Below are 18,427 nucleotides of genomic sequence, written 5' to 3' on the forward strand. Positions count from 1 at the left end.
CAACCTTTGCCCGGCAAAGCTTGACCAAAGAAACTTTTCTAGTGAAAAAGTTTCATCAAACAATCCTCCCTCAAACAGGGAGAGGATTACAACATTGGGTTTCTCCCAGACATCCCCCACCTAACGAAGAACATGCATAATGGGAGCATCTTGCAAGGGTTTCCTACTCTTTGACGCCCTTCGGGCGTCTTTTTGAAGTAAACCCGTTTAAAAGGAACCCCTTAAAGATGTTCTCACTCAAAAACTAAATCTCAAGGAGGGAAACCCGCGTTAAAGAGGGCTTAAGAAACAGTTTATCCCTTTCCGCCCGCGCTTTGCGGATCAAAGGGCTGATTGCAAAAAAGTTGCACACTTCTCAAATCAAAAAAGGGTTGCAGCCTTCGAAAGCCTTTTAAATACCCTCCATAGAGCCCAGTTCAGCATTGAAGTTATCAGGGCGAAGGATGACGGAAAATGGCCTGGCACATCTTCATTCCGGACTCGCTCCTCGAGGAAACCGATGACCCGAAGATCAGAACCTACAAGGTCGGCCAGATAGCCAGGGCTTCCGCCATCTTCGGCGTCGAGCACATATGGATCTACAAAGCCGGGGGAAAGGACGGGAAATTCATCAAAACGGTCCTTGAATACGCGGAAACACCCCAGTACCTTCGCAAGAGGATGTTCCCGCTGATGCCTGAGCTCAGGTACGTCGGCGTCATCCCGCCCCTCAGGACGCCGCACCACAAACTCAAGGAAAAACCAAAGGTCGGCGAGATACGTGAGGGCTTCGCCTTCCGGAAAGGTAAAAGGGTCTACGCGGACATCGGCCTCGACGACCTCGCGATGGTTGAGGGAGATGTTGAAGGGCGCGCGACGTTCAGGATCGTCTCGGTAAGGCCGCTGAAAGTGATACCCGTGAAACCCATGGAGTACTGGGGGTACAGGGTGCACCTCACAGGAAAACCCCTGGCGAAAACACTTAAAAAGGCCGGACTGGATCTGGTCATCGCGACCTCGAGGAAGGGTCGCGACATCAGAGAGGTGAAGCTTCCCCCTCTTAAGGGGGAGGTGGGGTTCGTATTCGGCTCGCCGAGGAAGGGCGTGATCGAACTCCTCGGAGGAGAGGATTACGACTTTGATCTGATCCTCAACACGATTCCAAATCAGCGGACAGCTACCGTCCGCACCGAGGAGGCGCTCCTCGCTACACTCGCGGTGTTTAATCTCATGAGGAGGGATTGATATGGGAAAGATACACAGGCCAAGGAGAGGTTCACTGGCTTACTCCCCGAGAAAGAGGGCTAAGAGCATAGTCCCGAGAATCAAGAAGTGGCCGAAGGACAGCGAGGTCAGGATGCTGGGATTTGCTGGCTACAAGGCCGGTATGACCCACGTCCTCATGATAGACGACAGACCAGGGCTCACGAAGGGCAAAGAGATCTTCATGCCGGTTACTATCGTGGAAGTCCCGCCGCTCTTCGTCTACGGCATCAGGGCCTACAAGCAGGGCTACCTCGGCCTCGAGACTGCCACCGAGGTCTGGTTCCACGAGCTGAATGACCACGTCAAGAGGCACATAAAGACCCTGCCGAAGGACTACAACGAGGAGGCCTTCAAGGCCAAACTCGGCCAGCTCGAGGACCTCGTGGAGAGCGGCGAGATAGTTGATGTTCGCCTTCTCGTCCACACCCAGCCCTGGCTCATCAAGCTCAAGAAGAAGCCGGAGGTTATGGAGTACGCCATCGGTGGCGACGACGTCAAGGCGAAATTTGAGTACGCCAAGGAAAAGATCGGCAAGGAGATAAGGGCGAGCGAGGTTCTCCACGAGGGTGAACTTCTCGACGTCATAGCCGTTACCAAGGGCAAGGGAACCCAGGGACCGGTTAAGAGGTGGGGGATAAAGGTCCAGTTCCACAAGGCTCAGCGTGCCGGAAAGGGCAGGCACGTTGGCAACCTCGGCCCGTGGCACCCGACTAGGGTCATGTGGACCGTCCCGCAGGCGGGTCAGATGGGCTTCCACCACAGGACAGAGTTCAACAAGAGGCTCATAGCGATAGGCGAGAACGGCAAGCTCAAGCTCGACGATAAGCACGAGGTTGAGATAACCCCGAAGGGTGGCTTCCCGCACTACGGAATCATAAGAAGCGACTTCCTCATGATACAGGGAACCGTTCCGGGTTCCTTCAAGAGGATCGTCAGGGTCAGGCCGGCCATAAGGCCGCCCAAGAAGAAGCCGCCCGTTGAGAGGCCGCAGATAACCTACGTCAGTAGGGAGTCCAAGCAGTGAGGTGAGATAGATGAAGGTTAAGGTTTTCAATCTCGAAGGCGAGCCGGTGGAGGAGATCGAGCTTCCTAAGGTCTTCAGCACTCCTTACAGGCCCGACCTCATAAGGCGTGCAGTCATCGCTTCATGGACCCACAGGATACAGCCCCAGGGAAGGAGTCCATACGCCGGCAAGAGGCGTGTCACCGAGAACATTGGAAAGGGCCACGGCATGGCGAGGGTTGAGAGGATAAAGACCTCACCGAGGTTTGCTGCCTTCGTCCCCTTCGCCGTCGGTGGAAGGAGAACCCACCCGCCAAAGGTCGAGAAGATAATCTGGGAGGACATCAACAAGAAGGAGCGCAGATTGGCTATAATGAGCGCCATCGCCGCCACCGCCAACTACGACCTCGTTAAGGCGAGGGGCCACGTCGTTGACAACGTCCCGCAGGTTCCGCTAGTTGTCGTTGACGACCTCGAGAAGGTCTTCAAAACGGCACAGACCAGGGAGATATTCAAGAAGCTCGGCGTCTGGGACGACATCGAGAGGGCCAAGAAGAACACCAAGATAAGAGCAGGAAAGGGCAAGATGCGCGGTAGGAGATACAAGAAGGCCAGGGGACCGCTCGTGGTCGTTGCTAAAAACGAGGGCATCGTCCAGGGCGCGAGGAACCACCCGGGCGTTGACGTGGTAACCGTTGACAACCTCGGCGTTGAGCTGCTCGCTCCGGGTACCCACCCGGGCAGGCTTACCATCTGGACGAAGGGAGCGATAGAGAGACTCCGGGAGATTTACGGGTGATGGGATATGGATCCGTACAAGGTCATCATAAAGCCGGTCGTCACGGAGAAGGCCGTGGCGATGATTGAGAACGAGAACAAGCTCACCTTCATAGTGGACAAGAGAGCCACCAAGGGGGACATCAAGAGGGCCGTGGAAGAGATGTTCAACGTCAAGGTCGAGAAGGTCAACACCCTCATAACCATGAGGGGAGAGAAGAAGGCCTACGTGAAGCTCAAGCCCGAGTACAGCGCGAGTGAGGTCGCTGCCAGGATAGGATTGTTCTGAGGTGAGGTGAGATGGGGAAGAGTTTGATCCAGCAGAGGAGAGGTAAGGGGACCACCACCTTTAGGGCCCCCTCCCATAGATACAGGGGCGCCGTCAAGTACGTTCCACTCAACATAACGAAGGAGAAGACCCTCGTCGGCAAGGTCGTCGAGATACTCCACGACCCGGGAAGGACCGCGCCAGTTGCCCGCGTCAAGTTCGAGGACGGCACGGAGAGGCTCATCATAGCCCCCGAAGGAATCCTCGTCGGCGAGGAGATAGCGATAGGACCGAACGCCCCGATCAAGATCGGCAACACCCTCCCGCTGGCGATGATACCCGAGGGAACCTACGTCTACGACATCGAGGGGATCCCCGGGGATGGCGGAAAGTACGTTAGAGCGGGCGGTGCCTACGCCCTCGTTGTGAGCAGGGAGAAGGACAAGGTTATAGTTCAGCTTCCGAGCGGTGAGCTCAAGCAGTTCAAACCCAACTGCAGAGCTACGATAGGTGTCGTTGCCGGCGGTGGAAGGCTCGAGAAGCCGATCGTCAAGGCCGGTAAGGCCTACTACATAGCCAAGGCTCGCAACAGGTTCTGGCCGAAGCCGAGGGGTGTCAAGATGAACGCCGTCAACCACCCCCACGGTGGTAAGGAGCACCACATCGGAAGGCCGAGCACCGTCTCTAGAAGGGCCCCGCCCGGAAGGAAGGTCGGTCACATAGCCGCGAGAAGAACTGGTAGGAGGAAGTGATGAAGATGGCGAGAAAAAAGGAGTTTAGGTACAGGGGTTACACCCTCGATGAGCTGCTCAATATGTCCCTTGAAGAGTTCGCGAGGCTCCTCCCCAGCAGACAGAGGAGGAGCCTTAAGAGGGGCCTTTCCCCGGAGCAGAAGAAGCTCCTCAGGAAAGTCCGCCTGGCGAGGAAGGGCAAGTACAGCAAGCCGATAAGAACCCACAGCAGGGACATGGTCGTCCTTCCGGAGATGGTGGGTATCACCATCCACGTCTACAACGGCAAGGAGTTCGTTCCTGTGGAGATAAAGCCCGAGATGATTGGCCACTACCTCGGCGAGTTCGCACTCACGAGGAAGATAGTCCAGCACGGCTCACCAGGTGTCGGAGCAACGAGATCATCGATGTTCGTCGCTGTGAAGTGAGGTGGTACAGATGAGCAGGGGCAGGTTTTCCTACTCATTCCAAAATTTTGACCCCGAAAGGATGGCAAGAGCGAGCGGAAGGGACCTCCGCATGTCACCCAAGCACAGCGTCGAGCTCCTCAGGGAGATAAGGGGCATGATGCTCAACGACGCTCTCCGCTACCTCGATGACGTCATCGCTCTGAAGAGGCCGGTTCCGATGAAGCGCTTCAACGACAGCCAGGGCCACAAGCCGGGTAGGGGCTTCGGTCCTGGAAGGTATCCCGTCAAGGTTGCCAAGGCCGTCAGGAAAATACTCCTCAACGCCAAGAACAACGCCGAGCAGAAGGGTCTCGACCCGGACAGGCTCAGGATAATCCACGCGGCGGCGCACAGGGGGCCCGTGCTCCGCGGGTATATCCCGAGGGCCTTCGGAAGGGCCACACCGTTCAACGAGGAAACGACCCACATAGAGATAGTCGTCGAGGAGATTAGGAGGTGAGACTTTTGGCGATCGAGAGATACTTCATCAAGGAAAACGTTAAGGAGATGCTCATCGACGAGTACCTTGAGAAAGAACTCAGGAGGGCCGGCTACGGGGGAATTGACATAAAGAAGACCCCGCTTGGAACCAAGGTTACCATCTTTGCGGCGAGCCCCGGCTACGTCATAGGCAGGGGTGGAAGACGCATTAGAGAACTCACCAGGATCCTCGAGAGGCAGTTCGGTCTCGAGAACCCCCAGATCGAGGTTGAAGAAATTAAAAACCCCTACCTCAACGCCAAGGTCCAGGCCGTTCGCTTGGCACAGGCCCTCGAGAGGGGCATCCACTTCAGGAGGGCTGCCTACTCCGCCATAAGGGCTATCATGAGGAACGGAGCTAGAGGTGTCGAGATTCGCCTGAGCGGAAAGCTCACCGGCGAAAGAGCGAAAAGCGTCCGCTTCTACCAGGGCTACCTCGCAAAGGTCGGAAACCCGGCCGAGACCCTCGTCAGCAGGGGCTACGCCCAGGCCAAGCTCAAGCTCGGTGTCATCGGTGTCAAGGTCTCGATCATGCCGCCCGACGCCAAGCTTCCGGACGAGATAGAGGTCGTCGACAAGGTTCAGGAAGAGGTGAGCACCAATGAAGCCGAGTGAAATTAGAGAGATGAGCATCGAGGAGATCGATAAGAAGATCCGGGAGCTCAGGCTGGAGCTCGCCAAGGAGAGGGGTGTGCTCACCATGGGGGCCTCTCTCGAGAACCCCATGGTTATAAGGAACCTCAGGCGCGACATCGCGCGCCTGCTTACAATAAAGAGGGAGAAGCTCAGGGAGAAAAGGTGAGGTTAGGTGCCGAGGATTGTTAACCCCCTGGATGAGATGCTCTTTAAAGAAGTGCTAAAGGAACAGCAGAGGATAAGGGTCTACATCGAGAGGGCCCGCTACGGAAAGCTTAAAACCATAATCGAGGGCATAGACGAGAAGGAGTTCGATCTAGAAGAGATAGCAAAGAAGCTGAAGGCGAAGCTGGCATGCGGCGGAACGGTGAAGAAGGGAAGGATCGAGCTTCAGGGCGATCACAGAGACAGGGTCAAAAAGCTGCTCGCAGACCTTGGGTTTTCCGAGGATCTGATAGAGATCGAGTGACGGCCAAAAACATCGTCTGGCACGAACTCATAGGCCTCAAAGCAAAGATTATAAGGGCATCCCATCCAGGGCTGGTTGGCATCGAGGGCTACGTCCTTGACGAGACGAGGAACACCCTCACCATCGGCGGTGAGAGGGTGTGGGTTATTCCAAAGGACGTGGTGGAACTCGAGTTTGAAACTGGCGATAAGAGGATCCGGATCAAGGGAAAGGAACTGGTTGGAAGACCCGAGATGAGACTGAAGAAGAGGTGGAGAAGATGAGAGAGATCGGATTGAAGGTTCAGCCTCCCGCTGAGAAGTGTAACGATCCCCACTGCCCCTGGCACGGGCACCTCAAGATACACGGCAGATACGTCGAGGGAGTCGTCGTCAGCGACAAGGGCAAGAAGACCGTCGTCGTCGAGAGGCAGCACTACCACTACCTCAAGAAGTACGAGAGGTATGAGCTCAGGAGGAGCAGGGTTCACGCTCACAACCCGGAGTGCATAAACGCGAAAGTTGGAGACCGCGTTCTCATCGCGGAGACCAGGCCGATAAGCAAGACCAAGAGCTGGGTTGTCGTTGCCGTCACCAAGAGGGCCGGCGAGAGGTGATGTAAATGGCGAAGAAGGGTGCTGGAGCCACCAGAGGAATTAGCCCCGTCAGGCCGACCCGTGCCCTGCCGGTCGGTGCCTACCTCAAGGTCGCTGACAACAGCGGTGCCAAGATCATCCAGATCATAGGCGTCGTCGGCTACAAAGGGACGAGGAGGAGACTCGCAAGCGCGGGCGTTGGAGACATGGTAATAGCGACCGTCAAGAAGGGAAGGCCCGACATCAGGCACCAGGTCGTTAGAGCGGTCGTCGTCAGGCAGAGGAAGGAGTACAGAAGACTTGACGGCATGCGCGTTAAGTTCGAGGACAACGCGGCAGCTATAGTCACCCCCGAGGGCGTCCCGAGGGGAACCGAGATCAGGGGTGCCATAGCGAGGGAGGCTGCTGAGCGCTGGGTCAGGCTCGGCAGCATAGCGAGCATAGTGTTGTGAGGTGAGAAAGATGAAGCTCGATACTAAACAGCCGAGGAAGCAGAGGAGGTTCCTCCACAACGCTCCCCTTCACCTTAGGAGCAAGATAATGGCCGCCACTCTGAGCGAGGATCTCAGGAGCAAGTATGGAATAAGGAGCATGCCCGTCAGGGTTGGCGACAGGGTTAGGATCATGCGCGGTGACTTCAAGGGCAAGGAGGGTAAGGTCGCTGAGCTCGACCTCAGGAGGTATCGTATCTACGTGGAGGGTGTGACCCAGAAGAAGACCGACGGCACCGAGGTGTTCTACCCGGTTCACCCGTCGAACGTCATGATAGTCGAACTCAACCTTGAAGATGAGAGGAGAGAGAAAATACTCAAGAGGAGGGCTGGCTGATGGCGAGAAAGGGAGCCAAGAGACACCTTAAAAGGCTTGCCGCTCCGGATCAGTGGTACGTTCGCAGAAAGGACTACAAGTGGGCGGTCAGGCCGAGTCCGGGTCCGCACAGCATGAGGACCTCCATACCACTGCTTTACATCGTGAGGGATTACCTTGGCTACGCAAAGACGGCGAGAGAGGCCAGGAAGATACTCAATGAGGGCAAGATACTCGTTGACGGCCGCGTTAGGAAGGACTACAAGTTCCCCGTTGGGATAATGGACGTGGTCTCGATACCCGAGACGGGAGAGCACTACAGGGTCCTTCCGAACAGGATAGGAAAGCTCATCCTCCACCCGATAAGCGAGGAAGAGGCGAAGATCAAGCCACTCCGGATAAACAACAAGCGCATGGTGAAGGGCGCCAAGGTGCAGCTCAACTTCCACGACGGGAGCAACCATCTGGTCAGTCCGGCCGAGAAGGATGCCTACAGGACGGCCTACACCGTCCTCATGAAGGTTCCGGAGAGGGAGGTAATCGGGATTATACCCTTCGAGGTTGGCTCCTACGTCTTCGTTACCCAGGGTAAGAACGTCGCGAGAAAGGGTAAGGTCGTTGAGATCAGGCGGTTCCCGATGGGATGGCCGGACGTCGTCACTATCGAGGACGAGAACGGTGAGCTCTTCGACACCCTGAAGGAGTATGCCTTCGTCGTTGGGAAGGAGAAGCCGGAGATTTCCCTTCCGTGAGGTGAGATAGATGGAGATCAACAGAGAGGCCATACTTGCTGACTGGGAAGCTCACCCTATGAGGAAACCCAGAATCGAGAAGGTTACCATAAACATCGGTGTCGGCGAGAGCGGTGAGCGCTTAACCAAGGCGGAGAAGATGCTCCAGGATCTCGTCGGCCAGAAGCCTATCAGGAGGAGGGCCAAGCAGACCAACAGGGACTTTGGAATCAGGAGGGGAGAGCCTATAGCGGTAAAGGTCACCCTCCGCGGTGAGAAGGCCAGACAGATGCTCGACAGACTTCTCGAGGCGGTTGACCGAAAGCTTCAGACGGGCAATTTCGACGAGCACGGCAACTTCTGCTTTGGAATCCAGGAGCACATCAACATCCCGGGAGTGGAGTACGACCCGGAGATCGGTATCTTCGGTATGGACGTCTGCGTCACCCTCGAAAGACCCGGCTTTAGGGTTGCAAAGAGAAAGAGGCAGAGGAGGAAGATACCGAACAGGCACAAGCTGACGAAGGAAGAGGGTATCGTCTTCGCTATGGAAGAGTTCAACGTGAACGTGGAGGGATTGTGAGATGGCGAAGGCTGATTACAACAGGAGAAAGCCGAGGAAGTTTGGGAAGGGCGCGAGAAGGTGCATGCGCTGCGGCCAGTACGGGCCCATAGTGAGGATCCATGGCCTGATGCTCTGCAGACACTGCTTTAGGGAGATAGCCCCCAAGCTGGGCTTTAAGAAGTACGAGTGAGGTGGTAATATGACGCTACTTGATCCGCTGGCGAACGCTCTCTCCCACATAACCAACAGCGAGAGGGTTGGAAAGAAGGAGGTTTACCTCAAGCCGGCATCGAAGCTCATGGGAGAGGTCCTCAGGGTCATGCAGGAGAACGGCTACATAGGCGAGTTCGAGTTCATCGACGACGGAAGGGCCGGCATCTACAGGGTGCAGCTCATAGGCAAGATCAACAAGGCTGGTGCCATAAAGCCGCGCTTCCCGGTCAAAGCTAAGGAGTACGAGGCCTGGGAGAAGAGGTTCCTTCCGGCCTTCGAGTTCGGTATCCTCATAGTCTCGACACCCCAGGGCGTCATGACCCACAAGGAAGCCCGTGAGAAGGGCATTGGTGGAAGACTGATAGCCTACGTCTACTGAGCGGCCGTTACGAAAAGGCCGGCGAAAGAGGGAGTTGGAAGATATGGAGCAGAAAAATGTGTTGATAATCCCGCTGGCAGGATTTCCGCCAGCGCTTTGCGAAGCAAAGGGCTGCTGAGGTGAGAGAGATGCCGATAGATGCGTGGATACGGGAAGAGGTTGAGATCCCGGAGGGAGTTGAGGTCACCGTCGAGGGGAACACCGTTCGGGTTAGGGGTCCCAAGGGTGAGCTCGAGAGGGAGTTCACATACCCTGGGATCAAGATCTTCACAGAGGACGGCAGGGTCGTCGTCTTCAAGGAGTTCCCGCGGAAGAGGGACGTAGCCATGGCCAGGACATTCAAGGCCCACATAGCCAACATGATCAGGGGCGTTACAGAGGGCTTCACCTACAGGCTCAAGGTGGTTTACAGCCACTTCCCCATTACCGTGAAAGTTCAGGGCAACGAGGTCGTCATAGAGAACTTCCTCGGTGAAAAGGCCCCGAGAAGGGCGGAGATACTCCCCGGAGTTACGGTCAAGGTTCGCGGTCAGGAGATCACCGTTGAGAGCATAGACAAGGAGAAGGCCGGTCAGACGGCCGCGAACATCGAGCAGGCGACGAGGATAAACAAGTGGGACAGGCGCGTCTTCCAGGATGGTATCTACATCGTTGATAAGGCTGGTAAGCCGATAAAGTTCTGAGGTGTGAGAGATGAACGAGAAGGCGAGACTCCTTAGGATAAGGGCCAGGATTAAGAGGAAGAAGCCGAGGTTCCTCCGCCAGGAGTGGTGGAGATTCCCCAAGTTCAAAAACGATCCCAAGTGGAGAAGGCCCAAGGGAATAGACAGCAAGATGAGGCTCAAGAAGAAGGGGAAAGCAAGGTCACCGAGCATAGGCTGGAGTTCGCCCAAGGCCGTCCGCGGGCTTCACCCGAGCGGATACGAGGAAGTCCTCGTCCACAACATCAGGGAGCTCGAGGCCATTGATCCGACCAGACAGGCCGCGAGGATAGCCGCGACGGTTGGCGCGAGGAAGAGGGAGGCCATCCTCGAGAGGGCCAGAGAGCTCGGCGTGAAGGTTCTTAACGCGAGGTGAGGCTCATGCTCAGGACTCAGAGGAGGATTGCCGCTGACCTGTTGAAATGTGGTGAGAACAGGATCTGGATAGACCCCGAGAGAATAGACGACGTGGCCGCCGCGATAACCAGGGAAGACATTAGGAGGCTCATCAACGACGGTGTCATAAAGAAGAAGCCCATCCAGGGACAGAGCAGGGCCAGGGCGAGGGCCCGTCAGGAGGCCAGGAAGAAGGGACGTCACAGGGGCCCCGGAAGCAGGAAGGGTAAGAAGACCGCCAGGATGGGCAAGAAGGAGCGCTGGATGATGACCATAAGGGCCCTCAGGAAAGAACTTAGAAAGCTCAAGGCCGAGGGCAAGCTCGACGAGCACACCTACAGGAGGCTCTACATCCGTGCTAAGGGCGGCCAGTTCAAGAGCAAGAGGCAGCTCTACCTGTTCATGCAGGAGCACGACATCTTGAAGGAGTGAGGTGAGAGAGATGGCGAGAGGACCTAGGTATAGGGTTCCCTTCAGGAGGAGGAGAGAGGGTAAGACTAACTATCACAAGAGGCTCGCCCTCCTCAAGTCTGGCAAGCCCAGGCTTGTCGTGAGGAAGACCCTCAACCACCACATAGCCCAGATAGTCGTCTACGACCCCAAGGGAGATAAGACGATCGTTTCCGCTCACACCAGGGAGCTTATGAGGGACTTCGGCTGGAAGGGTCACGGCGGAAACACCCCTTCAGCGTATCTGCTCGGTCTCCTCATCGGCTACAAGGCCAAGAAGGCTGGAATAGAGGAGGCCATCCTTGACATCGGCCTTCACCCGCCGACCAGGGGCTCGAGCATCTTCGCGGTACTCAAGGGTGCCGTTGATGCCGGTCTGAACGTCCCGCACAGCGAAGAGATATACCCTGAAGACTACAGGATAAAGGGCGAGCACATAGCGAACTACGCCAAGGCCCTCAAGGAGGAGGACGAGAGCCTGTACCGGAAGCAGTTCGGTGGCTACCTCGTGAGGGGCCTCGAGCCTGAGAAGCTCCCCGAGCACTTTGAAGAGGTTAAGGCCAAGATAATCGAGAAGTTTGAGGGGGCGAGAGAATGAGCGACCCGAGAGAGATGGCCCAGAGGGTTCTTGAGGAGTGGGAGCCGAGGACGAAACTCGGCAAGCTCGTCAAGGATGGTCAGATAACCGACATTCGTGAGATATTCCGCAAGGGATACCAGATCAAGGAGCCGGAGATCGTTGATGTTCTCCTTCCGGAGGTCAACCTTAGGGAGAACCAGGAAGTACTTGACATAGCCCTGACCGTCAGGATGACCGACAGCGGCAGGCGCATCAGGTTCCGCGTTTTGGCCGCTGTGGGCAACAGGGACGGTTACGTCGGCCTCGGAATCGGCCACGGCAAGGAGGTTGGGATAGCCATCAGGAAGGCCATCAACTACGCCAAGATGAATATCATCGAGATCAAGCGCGGCTGCGGTTCCTGGGAATGCCGCTGTAGGAGACCGCACTCGATTCCTTTCGCCGTCGAGGGCAAGGAAGGCAGTGTTCGCGTCAAGCTCATGCCGGGACCGCGCGGCCTTGGACTTGTCATCGGTGACGTCGGCAAGAAAATACTCAGTTTGGCGGGCGTTAAGGACGTCTGGTCCCAGACCCTCGGTGAGACCAGAACAACCGTCAACTTCGCGAGGGCGGTTTTCAACGCGCTCTACAACACCAACAGCGTCGCGGTCAAGCCCGAGGACATCGAGCGCTATGGCATAATCGTTGGCAGGGAGATGCCCCAGGAGTTTACGGTTGAGTGAGGTGAGAGAAGATGGCCAAGTTGGCGCTCATCAGGCTTAGGAGCGGAATAAGAGCGAAGGGCGAAGTGAGGGACACATTAGCTATGCTCCGCCTCCACAGGGTAAACCACCTCGTCCTCGTCGACGACAACCCGAGCTACAAGGGCATGGTCCAGAAGGTCAAGGACTACATCACCTGGGGCGAGATCGACAAGGAGACCCTGGTAAAGCTCCTCAGGAAGCGCGGAAGGCTCGTCGGCAACAAGCCGATAACCGACGAGTACGTCAGGGAGAAGCTCGGGATGAGCATCGATGAGTTCGCGGAGAAGGTCGTCAACGGGGAGATGAGGCTCACGGATTTACCGAACATCAAGCCCGTCTTCAGGCTCCACCCGCCGAGGGGCGGCCTCAAGGGAACCAAGAAGCGCAGCTTTAGGGAGGGCGGAGCCCTCGGCTACCGCGGCGAGAAGATTAACGATCTCATTGAGAGAATGCTCTGAGGTGGCGAGAGATGATTAGGAGGAAGAAGAAGGTTAGGAAGCTCCGCGGAAGTCACACTCACGGATGGGGCTGCAAGAAGAAGCACCGCGGGGGCGGAAGCAAGGGCGGTAAGGGAATGGCCGGAACCGGAAAGAGGAAGGACACCAAATGGACCTGGACCATCAAGTACGCCCCGGACCATCTCGGTAAGCGCGGCTTCCACAGGCCCCGGGTTGTCCAGTACACACCGACGACCATAAACCTGGGAGAGATCGACGAGAACCTTCAGATCCTCCTCGACATGGGGGTTGCCTATGAGGAGGAAGGGAAGATAGTGGTTGATGTTACCCAGCTCGGCGTTGACAAGGTTCTTGGCTCAGGAAAGCTCACCAGACCTCTCGTGATCAGGGCGTACTACGTCACCCCCAGGGCCGAGGAGAAGATCAGAGCCGTTGGCGGCGAGGTCATCCTCGCCTGATTCCTTTAATTTAACTTCTGGGGTGTTTCGCATGGGATTCAGAGAGATAATCTACGCGATAGAGAGGTACTTCCCCGAGGTTGAGAGACCCAAGAGGCACGTGCCCCTAAGGGAGAAGTTCATGTGGACTGGAATCGTCCTGATACTGTACTTTATTCTCGCCGAGATTCCCCTCTACGGGATTCCAAAGAACATACAGGACTACTTTGCCACGCTGAGGTTCGTCCTCGCGGGCAGAAATGGGTCCCTTCTCACCCTTGGTATCGGTCCCATCGTTACCGCGAGTATAATCATGCAGCTCCTCGTCGGTTCGGAGATAGTCAAACTCGACCTTTCCAACCCCGAGGACAGGAGGTTCTACCAGGCGACCCAGAAGCTCTTTGCGGTCTTCATGAGCTTCTTCGAGGCGGCAATCTACGTCTTCGCCGGTGCTTTCGGAAGGGTTAACACCTCCATAGGCGCCTTCCAGACCGTGACCGATCCCGCGGGCAACGTATACATAGGTCTGGGACTTGGCCTGCTCATAATTCTCCAGCTCGGTCTGGCGTCAACGATGCTCATACTCCTCGATGAGCTGGTCAGCAAGTGGGGTATAGGTAGTGGTATAAGTCTATTCATCGCCGCTGGTGTTTCCCAGACGGTCGTTGTCAAGTCCCTCAACCCCTTCACCACCAACCAGTACATAGACCCCCTTACCGGCGGCCCGGCCATCATCGGTGCCATTCCGGCGTTCATACAGCATCTCATTCACGGTGACATAATGGGGGCTATCTACAGGGACCAGCTTCCGGACATGCTAGACCTCCTCGCTACCATACTGGTCTTCCTGATCGTCGTTTACCTCGAGGGCATGCGCGTCGAGATACCTCTCAGCTACGGTCGCGTTACAGTGCGCGGCAGGTACCCGATAAGGTTCATGTACGTCAGCAACATACCCATCATCCTTACCTTCGCGCTCTACGCCAACATACAGCTCTGGGCCAGGCTTCTCAACAACTACGGGATAACCATTCTCGGAACCTTCGACGAGCACGGCAATCCTCTGACAGGTCTCGTTACCTACCTCTACCCGCCGAGGGACATCTTCCATGTTATATCGGATCCATGGAGGGCCCTAGTTTACGCCCTGATGACCATATTCTGGTCTATAGTATTTGGTTTCCTCTGGGTTGAGCTGACGGGTCTGGACGCCAGGAGTATAGCACGGCAGCTCCAGAGTGCCGGCCTTCAGATTCCGGGGTTCAGGAGGGATCCAAGGATACTGGAGAGGGTTCTCAGCAGGTACATCCCCTACGTTACCTTCTGGGGCTCCTTTACGCTGGCGATAGTTGCAGTGCTCGCCGACTTCCTCGGTGCCCTCGGTACCGGAACGGGAATCCTCCTTACCGTCGGCATCCTCTACAGGTTCTACGAGGAGATAGCGAGGGAGCAGGCAACGGAGATGTTCCCCGCCCTGAGAAAGTTTTTCACTAAGTAACTTCTCTTTTTCTCCAAAACCTTTTAAACCACCTCGATTACTTCCACCAGAGACCTTCCTGGGTGAAGCGGAATGCCGTTTGTGGTCGTTATAACGGGAATTCCGGGGGTCGGTAAGAGCACCATCACGCGGATTGCCCTGAAGAAAACCCGGGCAAAGTTCCGGCTGGTTAACTTCGGTGACCTGATGTTCGAAGAGGCAGTCAAGGCGGGTCTGGTCAGGCACAGGGACGAGATGAGAAAACTTGACCCAGAGGTTCAGAGGGAACTCCAGATGAAAGCGGCGAGGAGAATAGTGGAGATCGCCAGAACCGAACCGGTGCTGCTCGACACTCACGCCACCATAAAGACCCCCGTTGGCTACCTTCTCGGGTTCCCCAGGGAGGTCATAGAGACTATAAACCCGAATTTCATAGTTATAATCGAGGCAACCCCAAGTGAGATCCTCGGAAGGCGTCTCCGCGATCTCAAGCGCGATCGTGACGTTGAAACGGAGGAGCAAATTGAGAGGCACCAGGATCTTAACCGTGCTGCGGCGGTGAGCTACGCGATGCATTCAAACGCCCTCATAAAGATTATCGAGAATCATGAGGATAAGGGTCTGGAAGAGGCAGTTAACGAGCTTGTTGAAGTACTCGATCTGGCGGTGAAGGAGTATGATTGACGGAATATACGCTTTCCTGGACGACCTGTTTGGACCCCTCATCGTGGCCTACCACCCGATAGTCGTGGTCACGATTTCCGGTGCGATACTCGGTGCCTTCTTCACGATACTGAACTACGTTCTCGTTGATCAGGAGAAAGTGAAGAGGCTCCAGAAGAAGAGCAGGGAGTTTCAGAAGAAGTACAAGGAGGCACAGGCTTCTAAAGATGAGAAGAAGCTCAAGAAACTCCAGCAGGAGCAGATGGAGCTGATGAAACTCCAGAGTGAAGTCATGAAGGATACAATGCTCAAGGTCACCCTGCTGACCCTTCCGATATTCTGGGTATTCTTCGGGTGGCTCAGAAGGTGGTACGTCGAGGTGGGCATAGTGAAGGCTCCCTTCAACTTCTTCCTCTTCGACTGGTTCCACAGGATGTACCACTCGGCCCTTCCACCCGACGAGCTCGGTTACATAGGCTGGTACATGATGACGTCAATGATAGTCGGTTACGTCCTCAGGAAGCTCCTCGACATGGGTTAAATTTAAAAACGATCCCCTGGAAGGAAAGCCGAGGTGAGAGCATGAAGCCGATGTACAGGTCAAGGTCATGGAAGAGGAAGTACGTCCGCACTCCGGGCGGAAGGACGGTCATACACTTTGAACGGAAGAAGCCAAAGGCCGCCCACTGTGCGATGTGCGGAAGGCCCCTCAACGCCGTCCCCCGGGGAAGGCCAAGCGAAATTAGGAAGCTCCCGAAGACCGCCAAGAGGCCGGAGAGGCCCTACCCGAACCTCTGCCCGAGCTGCATGAGAAAGGTCATGAAGGCCCAGGTACGGGCCACGATTGTCATCTGAAGGTGTTTTCATGCCGAAGGGCTGCCTCGTCATAACCGTCAGCGGCCTGGCCGGTTCCGGGACGACGACCCTCTGCCGGAATCTGGCCAGGCACTACGGCTTCAAGCACGTCTACGCCGGTTTGATATTCCGTCAGATGGCCGAGGAAATGGGCATGACGCTCGAGGAATTCCAGAAGTACGTGGAGCTTCACCCGGAGATAGATAGGGAGGTTGACAGAAGGCAGATCGAGGCAGCCAAGGAGTGCAACGTCGTTATTGAGGGCCGTCTCGCGGGTTGGATGGTCAAGAACGCCGACCTCAAAATATGGCTCGATGCCCCCATAATGGAGCGCGCGAGAAGGGTCGCCCGGAGGGAGGGTGTCTCCGTCGAGGAGGCCTTCGTTCAGATCGCCGAGAGGGAAAAGCAGAACAGGAAAAGGTATTTAAACCTCTACGGGATTGACATCGACGATAAGTCGATTTATGATTTAATCATCAACACCGCGAAATGGGATCCAAATGGCGTCTTCGCGATTGTGAAGGCCGCCATTGACCACCTGTACCCCGACGGCGACGCGGGGTCGGGTTCAAACCCGGACAACAAGGAAAAGGAGGTGGAATGAATGCCTGCAATGGAAGTCGGAAGGCTTGCCGTTGTTATCGCCGGAAGGAGGGCCGGGGAGAAGGTCGTCATCGTGGACGTCATAGACAGGAACTTTGTCCTCGTCACCGGCGCTGGACTGAACAAGGTCAAGCGCAGGAGGATGAACGTCAAGCACCTCGAGCCCCTCCCGGAGAAGGTTAACATCGAGCGCGGCGCTCCCGACGAAGAGGTAAAGGCCGCCCTTGAGAGCGCTGGAGTCAGCCTTGAGTGAGGCCTTCCGGCCTCATATCCCTCTTAGTTGTGTTCCTTCTGCTGGGATTCTTCTGGTATTTTTCTGGTGATCCTCTGCCATTAGTTGGCTTTATAAAGGAAACGCCCAACCTATTCCGATAACGCTCATCGGGTGATGTTCATGGCGAGGAACGAAGTTAGGAGGATTTTACCTGCCGACATAAAGCGAGAGGTCCTGATCAAAGATGAGAAGGCCGAGACCAACCCAAAGTGGGGCTTTCCGCCGGAGAAGAGACCAATGGAGATGCATATTCAGTTCGGCATAATAAACCTCGACAAACCGCCGGGACCCACGAGTCATGAAGTCGTCGCCTGGATAAAGAGACTCTTCAACCTCAATAAAGCCGGTCACGGTGGAACCCTTGATCCCAAGGTCAGCGGTGTCCTGCCAGTTGCTCTTGAGAGGGCGACCAGGGTGGTTCAGGCGCTCCTTCCTGCCGGAAAGGAGTACGTTGCTCTGATGCACCTCCACGGCGACGTTCCGGAGGATAAAATCAGGGCCGTTATGAAGGAGTTCGAAGGCGAGATAATCCAGAGGCCCCCTCTGAGGAGCGCGGTTAAGAGAAGGCTGAGGACGAGGAAAGTCTACTACATTGACGTTCTTGAGATAGACGGCAGGGACGTTCTGTTCAGGGTGGGCGTCGAGGCGGGAACCTATATAAGATCGCTCATCCACCACATAGGCCTGGCCCTCGGCGTTGGAGCGCACATGGCCGAGCTGAGGAGAACCAGAAGCGGCCCCTTCAAGGAGGACGAGACACTGGTGACGCTTCACGATCTGGTGGACTACTACCACTTCTGGAAGGAGGACGGTATTGAGAAATATTTCCGGCAGGCGATACAGCCGATGGAGAAGGCCGTTGAACACCTCCCCAAGGTGTGGATAAGGGATTCGGCAGTTTCGGCGGTTACCCATGGAGCCGATCTCGCGGTTCCTGGCATAGTCAAGCTCCACAAGGGGATAAAACCCGGTGACCTCGTCGCGGTTATGAGCCTCAAGGATGAGTTAGTTGCCCTCGGAAAGGCCAAGATGAGCAGTGCGGACATGCTGAGGAAGAGCAGGGGCATAGCGGTTGACGTGGACAAGGTCTTCATGCCGAGGGACTGGTATCCAAAGCTCTGGTAGAAACTTTGCCAAGCAAAGTTTCATCAAATCTCGTGATTCCTTCCTTAGTTTTTCCCTTTGTTATGTTTGCCTTTCGAGAGTTGTTTTTGGAGTTGGAATTCTATCAAGTGGGAACATTTGCTTGAGTTTACTTTTAGAGTTAAACCCATGTTTGAAGATTGCGGTATGAATTCTCCGAATTCTCACTTAAGAGCTCGTGGGAGAGAGTGCAAACACTCTCCAAACTGCACCTTAAAACGGAATCACCATCTTTTGGTCAAGCTTTCCTAGAGCTTGCTCTGTACTCTCAAACCCCCGATGCGGGGTTTCACCCCGCGACCCCGTTTTTCTCCAAACTA

The 18,427-nt window shown here is 55.9% G+C and carries 32 protein-coding genes; all 32 read left to right on the forward strand.

Annotated features, from left to right (window positions below):
• Positions 1–453 precede the first annotated feature (453 nt).
• The 32 genes from MV985_RS08465 to MV985_RS08620 all read left to right on the forward strand — a co-directional run bounded on the left by MV985_RS08465 (position 454) and on the right by MV985_RS08620 (position 18,089).
• Positions 454–1,224, forward strand: coding sequence for a putative RNA uridine N3 methyltransferase (locus MV985_RS08465; RefSeq protein ID WP_297465267.1), 771 nt, complete (start codon positions 454–456; stop codon positions 1,222–1,224).
• A gap of 1 nt (position 1,225) precedes the next feature.
• Entirely contained in the window at positions 1,226–2,269 is a 1,044-nt protein-coding gene (locus tag MV985_RS08470) for a 50S ribosomal protein L3 (RefSeq protein ID WP_297465268.1), read from the forward strand.
• Between the two features lie 10 nt (positions 2,270–2,279).
• Positions 2,280–3,047, forward strand: coding sequence for a 50S ribosomal protein L4 (gene rpl4p, locus MV985_RS08475; protein WP_297465270.1), 768 nt, complete (start codon positions 2,280–2,282; stop codon positions 3,045–3,047).
• A 6-nt stretch (positions 3,048–3,053) separates the two neighbouring features.
• Positions 3,054–3,314, forward strand: a complete 261-nt coding sequence (locus tag MV985_RS08480) for a 50S ribosomal protein L23 (protein WP_297465272.1) — start codon at positions 3,054–3,056, stop codon at positions 3,312–3,314.
• An 11-nt stretch (positions 3,315–3,325) separates the two neighbouring features.
• Positions 3,326–4,045 (forward strand): 50S ribosomal protein L2, encoded by a 720-nt coding sequence (locus MV985_RS08485; protein ID WP_297465273.1) that lies wholly within the window; start codon positions 3,326–3,328, stop codon positions 4,043–4,045.
• 5 nt (positions 4,046–4,050) lie between these two features.
• The gene (locus tag MV985_RS08490; RefSeq protein ID WP_297465323.1) at positions 4,051–4,452 is read left to right on the forward strand and encodes a 30S ribosomal protein S19; all 402 of its coding nucleotides are present in this window, start codon (positions 4,051–4,053) and stop codon (positions 4,450–4,452) included.
• Between the two features lie 10 nt (positions 4,453–4,462).
• Positions 4,463–4,933, forward strand: coding sequence for a 50S ribosomal protein L22 (gene rplV, locus MV985_RS08495; RefSeq protein WP_297465276.1), 471 nt, complete (start codon positions 4,463–4,465; stop codon positions 4,931–4,933).
• A gap of 5 nt (positions 4,934–4,938) precedes the next feature.
• On the forward strand, positions 4,939–5,568 hold the full coding sequence (locus MV985_RS08500) for a 30S ribosomal protein S3 (RefSeq protein WP_297465278.1): 630 nt from the start codon (positions 4,939–4,941) through the stop codon (positions 5,566–5,568).
• Positions 5,555–5,755 (forward strand): 50S ribosomal protein L29, encoded by a 201-nt coding sequence (rpmC, locus tag MV985_RS08505; RefSeq protein WP_297465280.1) that lies wholly within the window; start codon positions 5,555–5,557, stop codon positions 5,753–5,755. Before MV985_RS08500 ends, rpmC begins: the two co-directional genes overlap by 14 nt.
• Before the next feature lie 36 nt (positions 5,756–5,791).
• Positions 5,792–6,058 carry a stress response translation initiation inhibitor YciH gene (gene yciH, locus MV985_RS08510; RefSeq protein ID WP_297465325.1) on the forward strand — a complete coding sequence of 89 codons (267 nt, stop codon included), beginning with the start codon at positions 5,792–5,794 and terminating at the stop codon, positions 6,056–6,058.
• The gene (locus MV985_RS08515) at positions 5,944–6,321 is read left to right on the forward strand and encodes a ribonuclease P protein component 1 (protein ID WP_297465282.1); all 378 of its coding nucleotides are present in this window, start codon (positions 5,944–5,946) and stop codon (positions 6,319–6,321) included. Before yciH ends, MV985_RS08515 begins: the two co-directional genes overlap by 115 nt.
• Positions 6,318–6,653 (forward strand): 30S ribosomal protein S17, encoded by a 336-nt coding sequence (locus MV985_RS08520; RefSeq protein WP_297465285.1) that lies wholly within the window; start codon positions 6,318–6,320, stop codon positions 6,651–6,653. The genes MV985_RS08515 and MV985_RS08520 overlap by 4 nt, the downstream gene beginning before the upstream one ends.
• A gap of 5 nt (positions 6,654–6,658) precedes the next feature.
• Positions 6,659–7,084: a 50S ribosomal protein L14 gene (locus tag MV985_RS08525; protein ID WP_297465286.1), complete on the forward strand. Its 426-nt coding sequence runs from the start codon at positions 6,659–6,661 to the stop codon at positions 7,082–7,084.
• Positions 7,085–7,094: 10 nt separating this feature from the next.
• Positions 7,095–7,460: a 50S ribosomal protein L24 gene (rplX, locus tag MV985_RS08530; RefSeq protein WP_297465288.1), complete on the forward strand. Its 366-nt coding sequence runs from the start codon at positions 7,095–7,097 to the stop codon at positions 7,458–7,460.
• A complete protein-coding gene (locus MV985_RS08535; RefSeq protein WP_297465290.1) occupies positions 7,460–8,191 on the forward strand; it encodes a 30S ribosomal protein S4e in 732 nt (243 codons plus the stop codon). The genes rplX and MV985_RS08535 overlap by 1 nt, the downstream gene beginning before the upstream one ends.
• A gap of 10 nt (positions 8,192–8,201) precedes the next feature.
• Complete coding sequence (locus tag MV985_RS08540) at positions 8,202–8,753, forward strand: 50S ribosomal protein L5 (protein WP_297465291.1); 552 nt, start codon at positions 8,202–8,204, stop codon at positions 8,751–8,753.
• 1 nt (position 8,754) lies between these two features.
• The gene (locus tag MV985_RS08545) at positions 8,755–8,925 is read left to right on the forward strand and encodes a 30S ribosomal protein S14 (RefSeq protein ID WP_297465293.1); all 171 of its coding nucleotides are present in this window, start codon (positions 8,755–8,757) and stop codon (positions 8,923–8,925) included.
• 9 nt (positions 8,926–8,934) lie between these two features.
• Positions 8,935–9,327 carry a 30S ribosomal protein S8 gene (locus MV985_RS08550; protein WP_297465295.1) on the forward strand — a complete coding sequence of 131 codons (393 nt, stop codon included), beginning with the start codon at positions 8,935–8,937 and terminating at the stop codon, positions 9,325–9,327.
• A gap of 128 nt (positions 9,328–9,455) precedes the next feature.
• Positions 9,456–10,010 carry a 50S ribosomal protein L6 gene (locus tag MV985_RS08555; protein WP_297465297.1) on the forward strand — a complete coding sequence of 185 codons (555 nt, stop codon included), beginning with the start codon at positions 9,456–9,458 and terminating at the stop codon, positions 10,008–10,010.
• Positions 10,011–10,020: 10 nt separating this feature from the next.
• Positions 10,021–10,404, forward strand: a complete 384-nt coding sequence (locus MV985_RS08560) for a 50S ribosomal protein L32e (RefSeq protein ID WP_297465298.1) — start codon at positions 10,021–10,023, stop codon at positions 10,402–10,404.
• 5 nt (positions 10,405–10,409) lie between these two features.
• Positions 10,410–10,856 carry a 50S ribosomal protein L19e gene (locus MV985_RS08565; protein ID WP_297465300.1) on the forward strand — a complete coding sequence of 149 codons (447 nt, stop codon included), beginning with the start codon at positions 10,410–10,412 and terminating at the stop codon, positions 10,854–10,856.
• A 10-nt stretch (positions 10,857–10,866) separates the two neighbouring features.
• Positions 10,867–11,472: a 50S ribosomal protein L18 gene (locus tag MV985_RS08570; protein WP_297465302.1), complete on the forward strand. Its 606-nt coding sequence runs from the start codon at positions 10,867–10,869 to the stop codon at positions 11,470–11,472.
• Entirely contained in the window at positions 11,469–12,176 is a 708-nt protein-coding gene (gene rpsE / locus MV985_RS08575) for a 30S ribosomal protein S5 (RefSeq protein WP_297465304.1), read from the forward strand. The genes MV985_RS08570 and rpsE overlap by 4 nt, the downstream gene beginning before the upstream one ends.
• Positions 12,177–12,187: 11 nt before the next feature.
• Positions 12,188–12,655 carry a 50S ribosomal protein L30 gene (locus MV985_RS08580; RefSeq protein WP_297465306.1) on the forward strand — a complete coding sequence of 156 codons (468 nt, stop codon included), beginning with the start codon at positions 12,188–12,190 and terminating at the stop codon, positions 12,653–12,655.
• Positions 12,656–12,666: 11 nt separating this feature from the next.
• Positions 12,667–13,113 (forward strand): uL15 family ribosomal protein, encoded by a 447-nt coding sequence (locus MV985_RS08585; protein ID WP_297465309.1) that lies wholly within the window; start codon positions 12,667–12,669, stop codon positions 13,111–13,113.
• A gap of 31 nt (positions 13,114–13,144) precedes the next feature.
• Positions 13,145–14,590 carry a preprotein translocase subunit SecY gene (gene secY, locus MV985_RS08590; RefSeq protein WP_297465310.1) on the forward strand — a complete coding sequence of 482 codons (1,446 nt, stop codon included), beginning with the start codon at positions 13,145–13,147 and terminating at the stop codon, positions 14,588–14,590.
• Between the two features lie 72 nt (positions 14,591–14,662).
• Positions 14,663–15,253 (forward strand): adenylate kinase, encoded by a 591-nt coding sequence (locus tag MV985_RS08595; protein ID WP_297465313.1) that lies wholly within the window; start codon positions 14,663–14,665, stop codon positions 15,251–15,253.
• Complete coding sequence (locus tag MV985_RS08600; protein ID WP_297465315.1) at positions 15,246–15,773, forward strand: DUF106 domain-containing protein; 528 nt, start codon at positions 15,246–15,248, stop codon at positions 15,771–15,773. The genes MV985_RS08595 and MV985_RS08600 overlap by 8 nt, the downstream gene beginning before the upstream one ends.
• Positions 15,774–15,814: 41 nt before the next feature.
• On the forward strand, positions 15,815–16,087 hold the full coding sequence (locus MV985_RS08605; protein WP_297465317.1) for a 50S ribosomal protein L34e: 273 nt from the start codon (positions 15,815–15,817) through the stop codon (positions 16,085–16,087).
• Positions 16,088–16,097: 10 nt separating this feature from the next.
• Positions 16,098–16,691: a (d)CMP kinase gene (cmk, locus tag MV985_RS08610; protein WP_297465319.1), complete on the forward strand. Its 594-nt coding sequence runs from the start codon at positions 16,098–16,100 to the stop codon at positions 16,689–16,691.
• Positions 16,692–16,943 carry a 50S ribosomal protein L14e gene (locus MV985_RS08615; protein ID WP_297465321.1) on the forward strand — a complete coding sequence of 84 codons (252 nt, stop codon included), beginning with the start codon at positions 16,692–16,694 and terminating at the stop codon, positions 16,941–16,943.
• Positions 16,944–17,084: 141 nt separating this feature from the next.
• Positions 17,085–18,089 (forward strand): RNA-guided pseudouridylation complex pseudouridine synthase subunit Cbf5, encoded by a 1,005-nt coding sequence (locus MV985_RS08620; protein WP_297465327.1) that lies wholly within the window; start codon positions 17,085–17,087, stop codon positions 18,087–18,089.
• Positions 18,090–18,427: the final 338 nt, after the last annotated feature.

It is taken from the genome of Thermococcus sp., assembly GCF_027012695.1.
Taxonomy (GTDB): Archaea; Methanobacteriota_B; Thermococci; order Thermococcales; family Thermococcaceae; genus Thermococcus.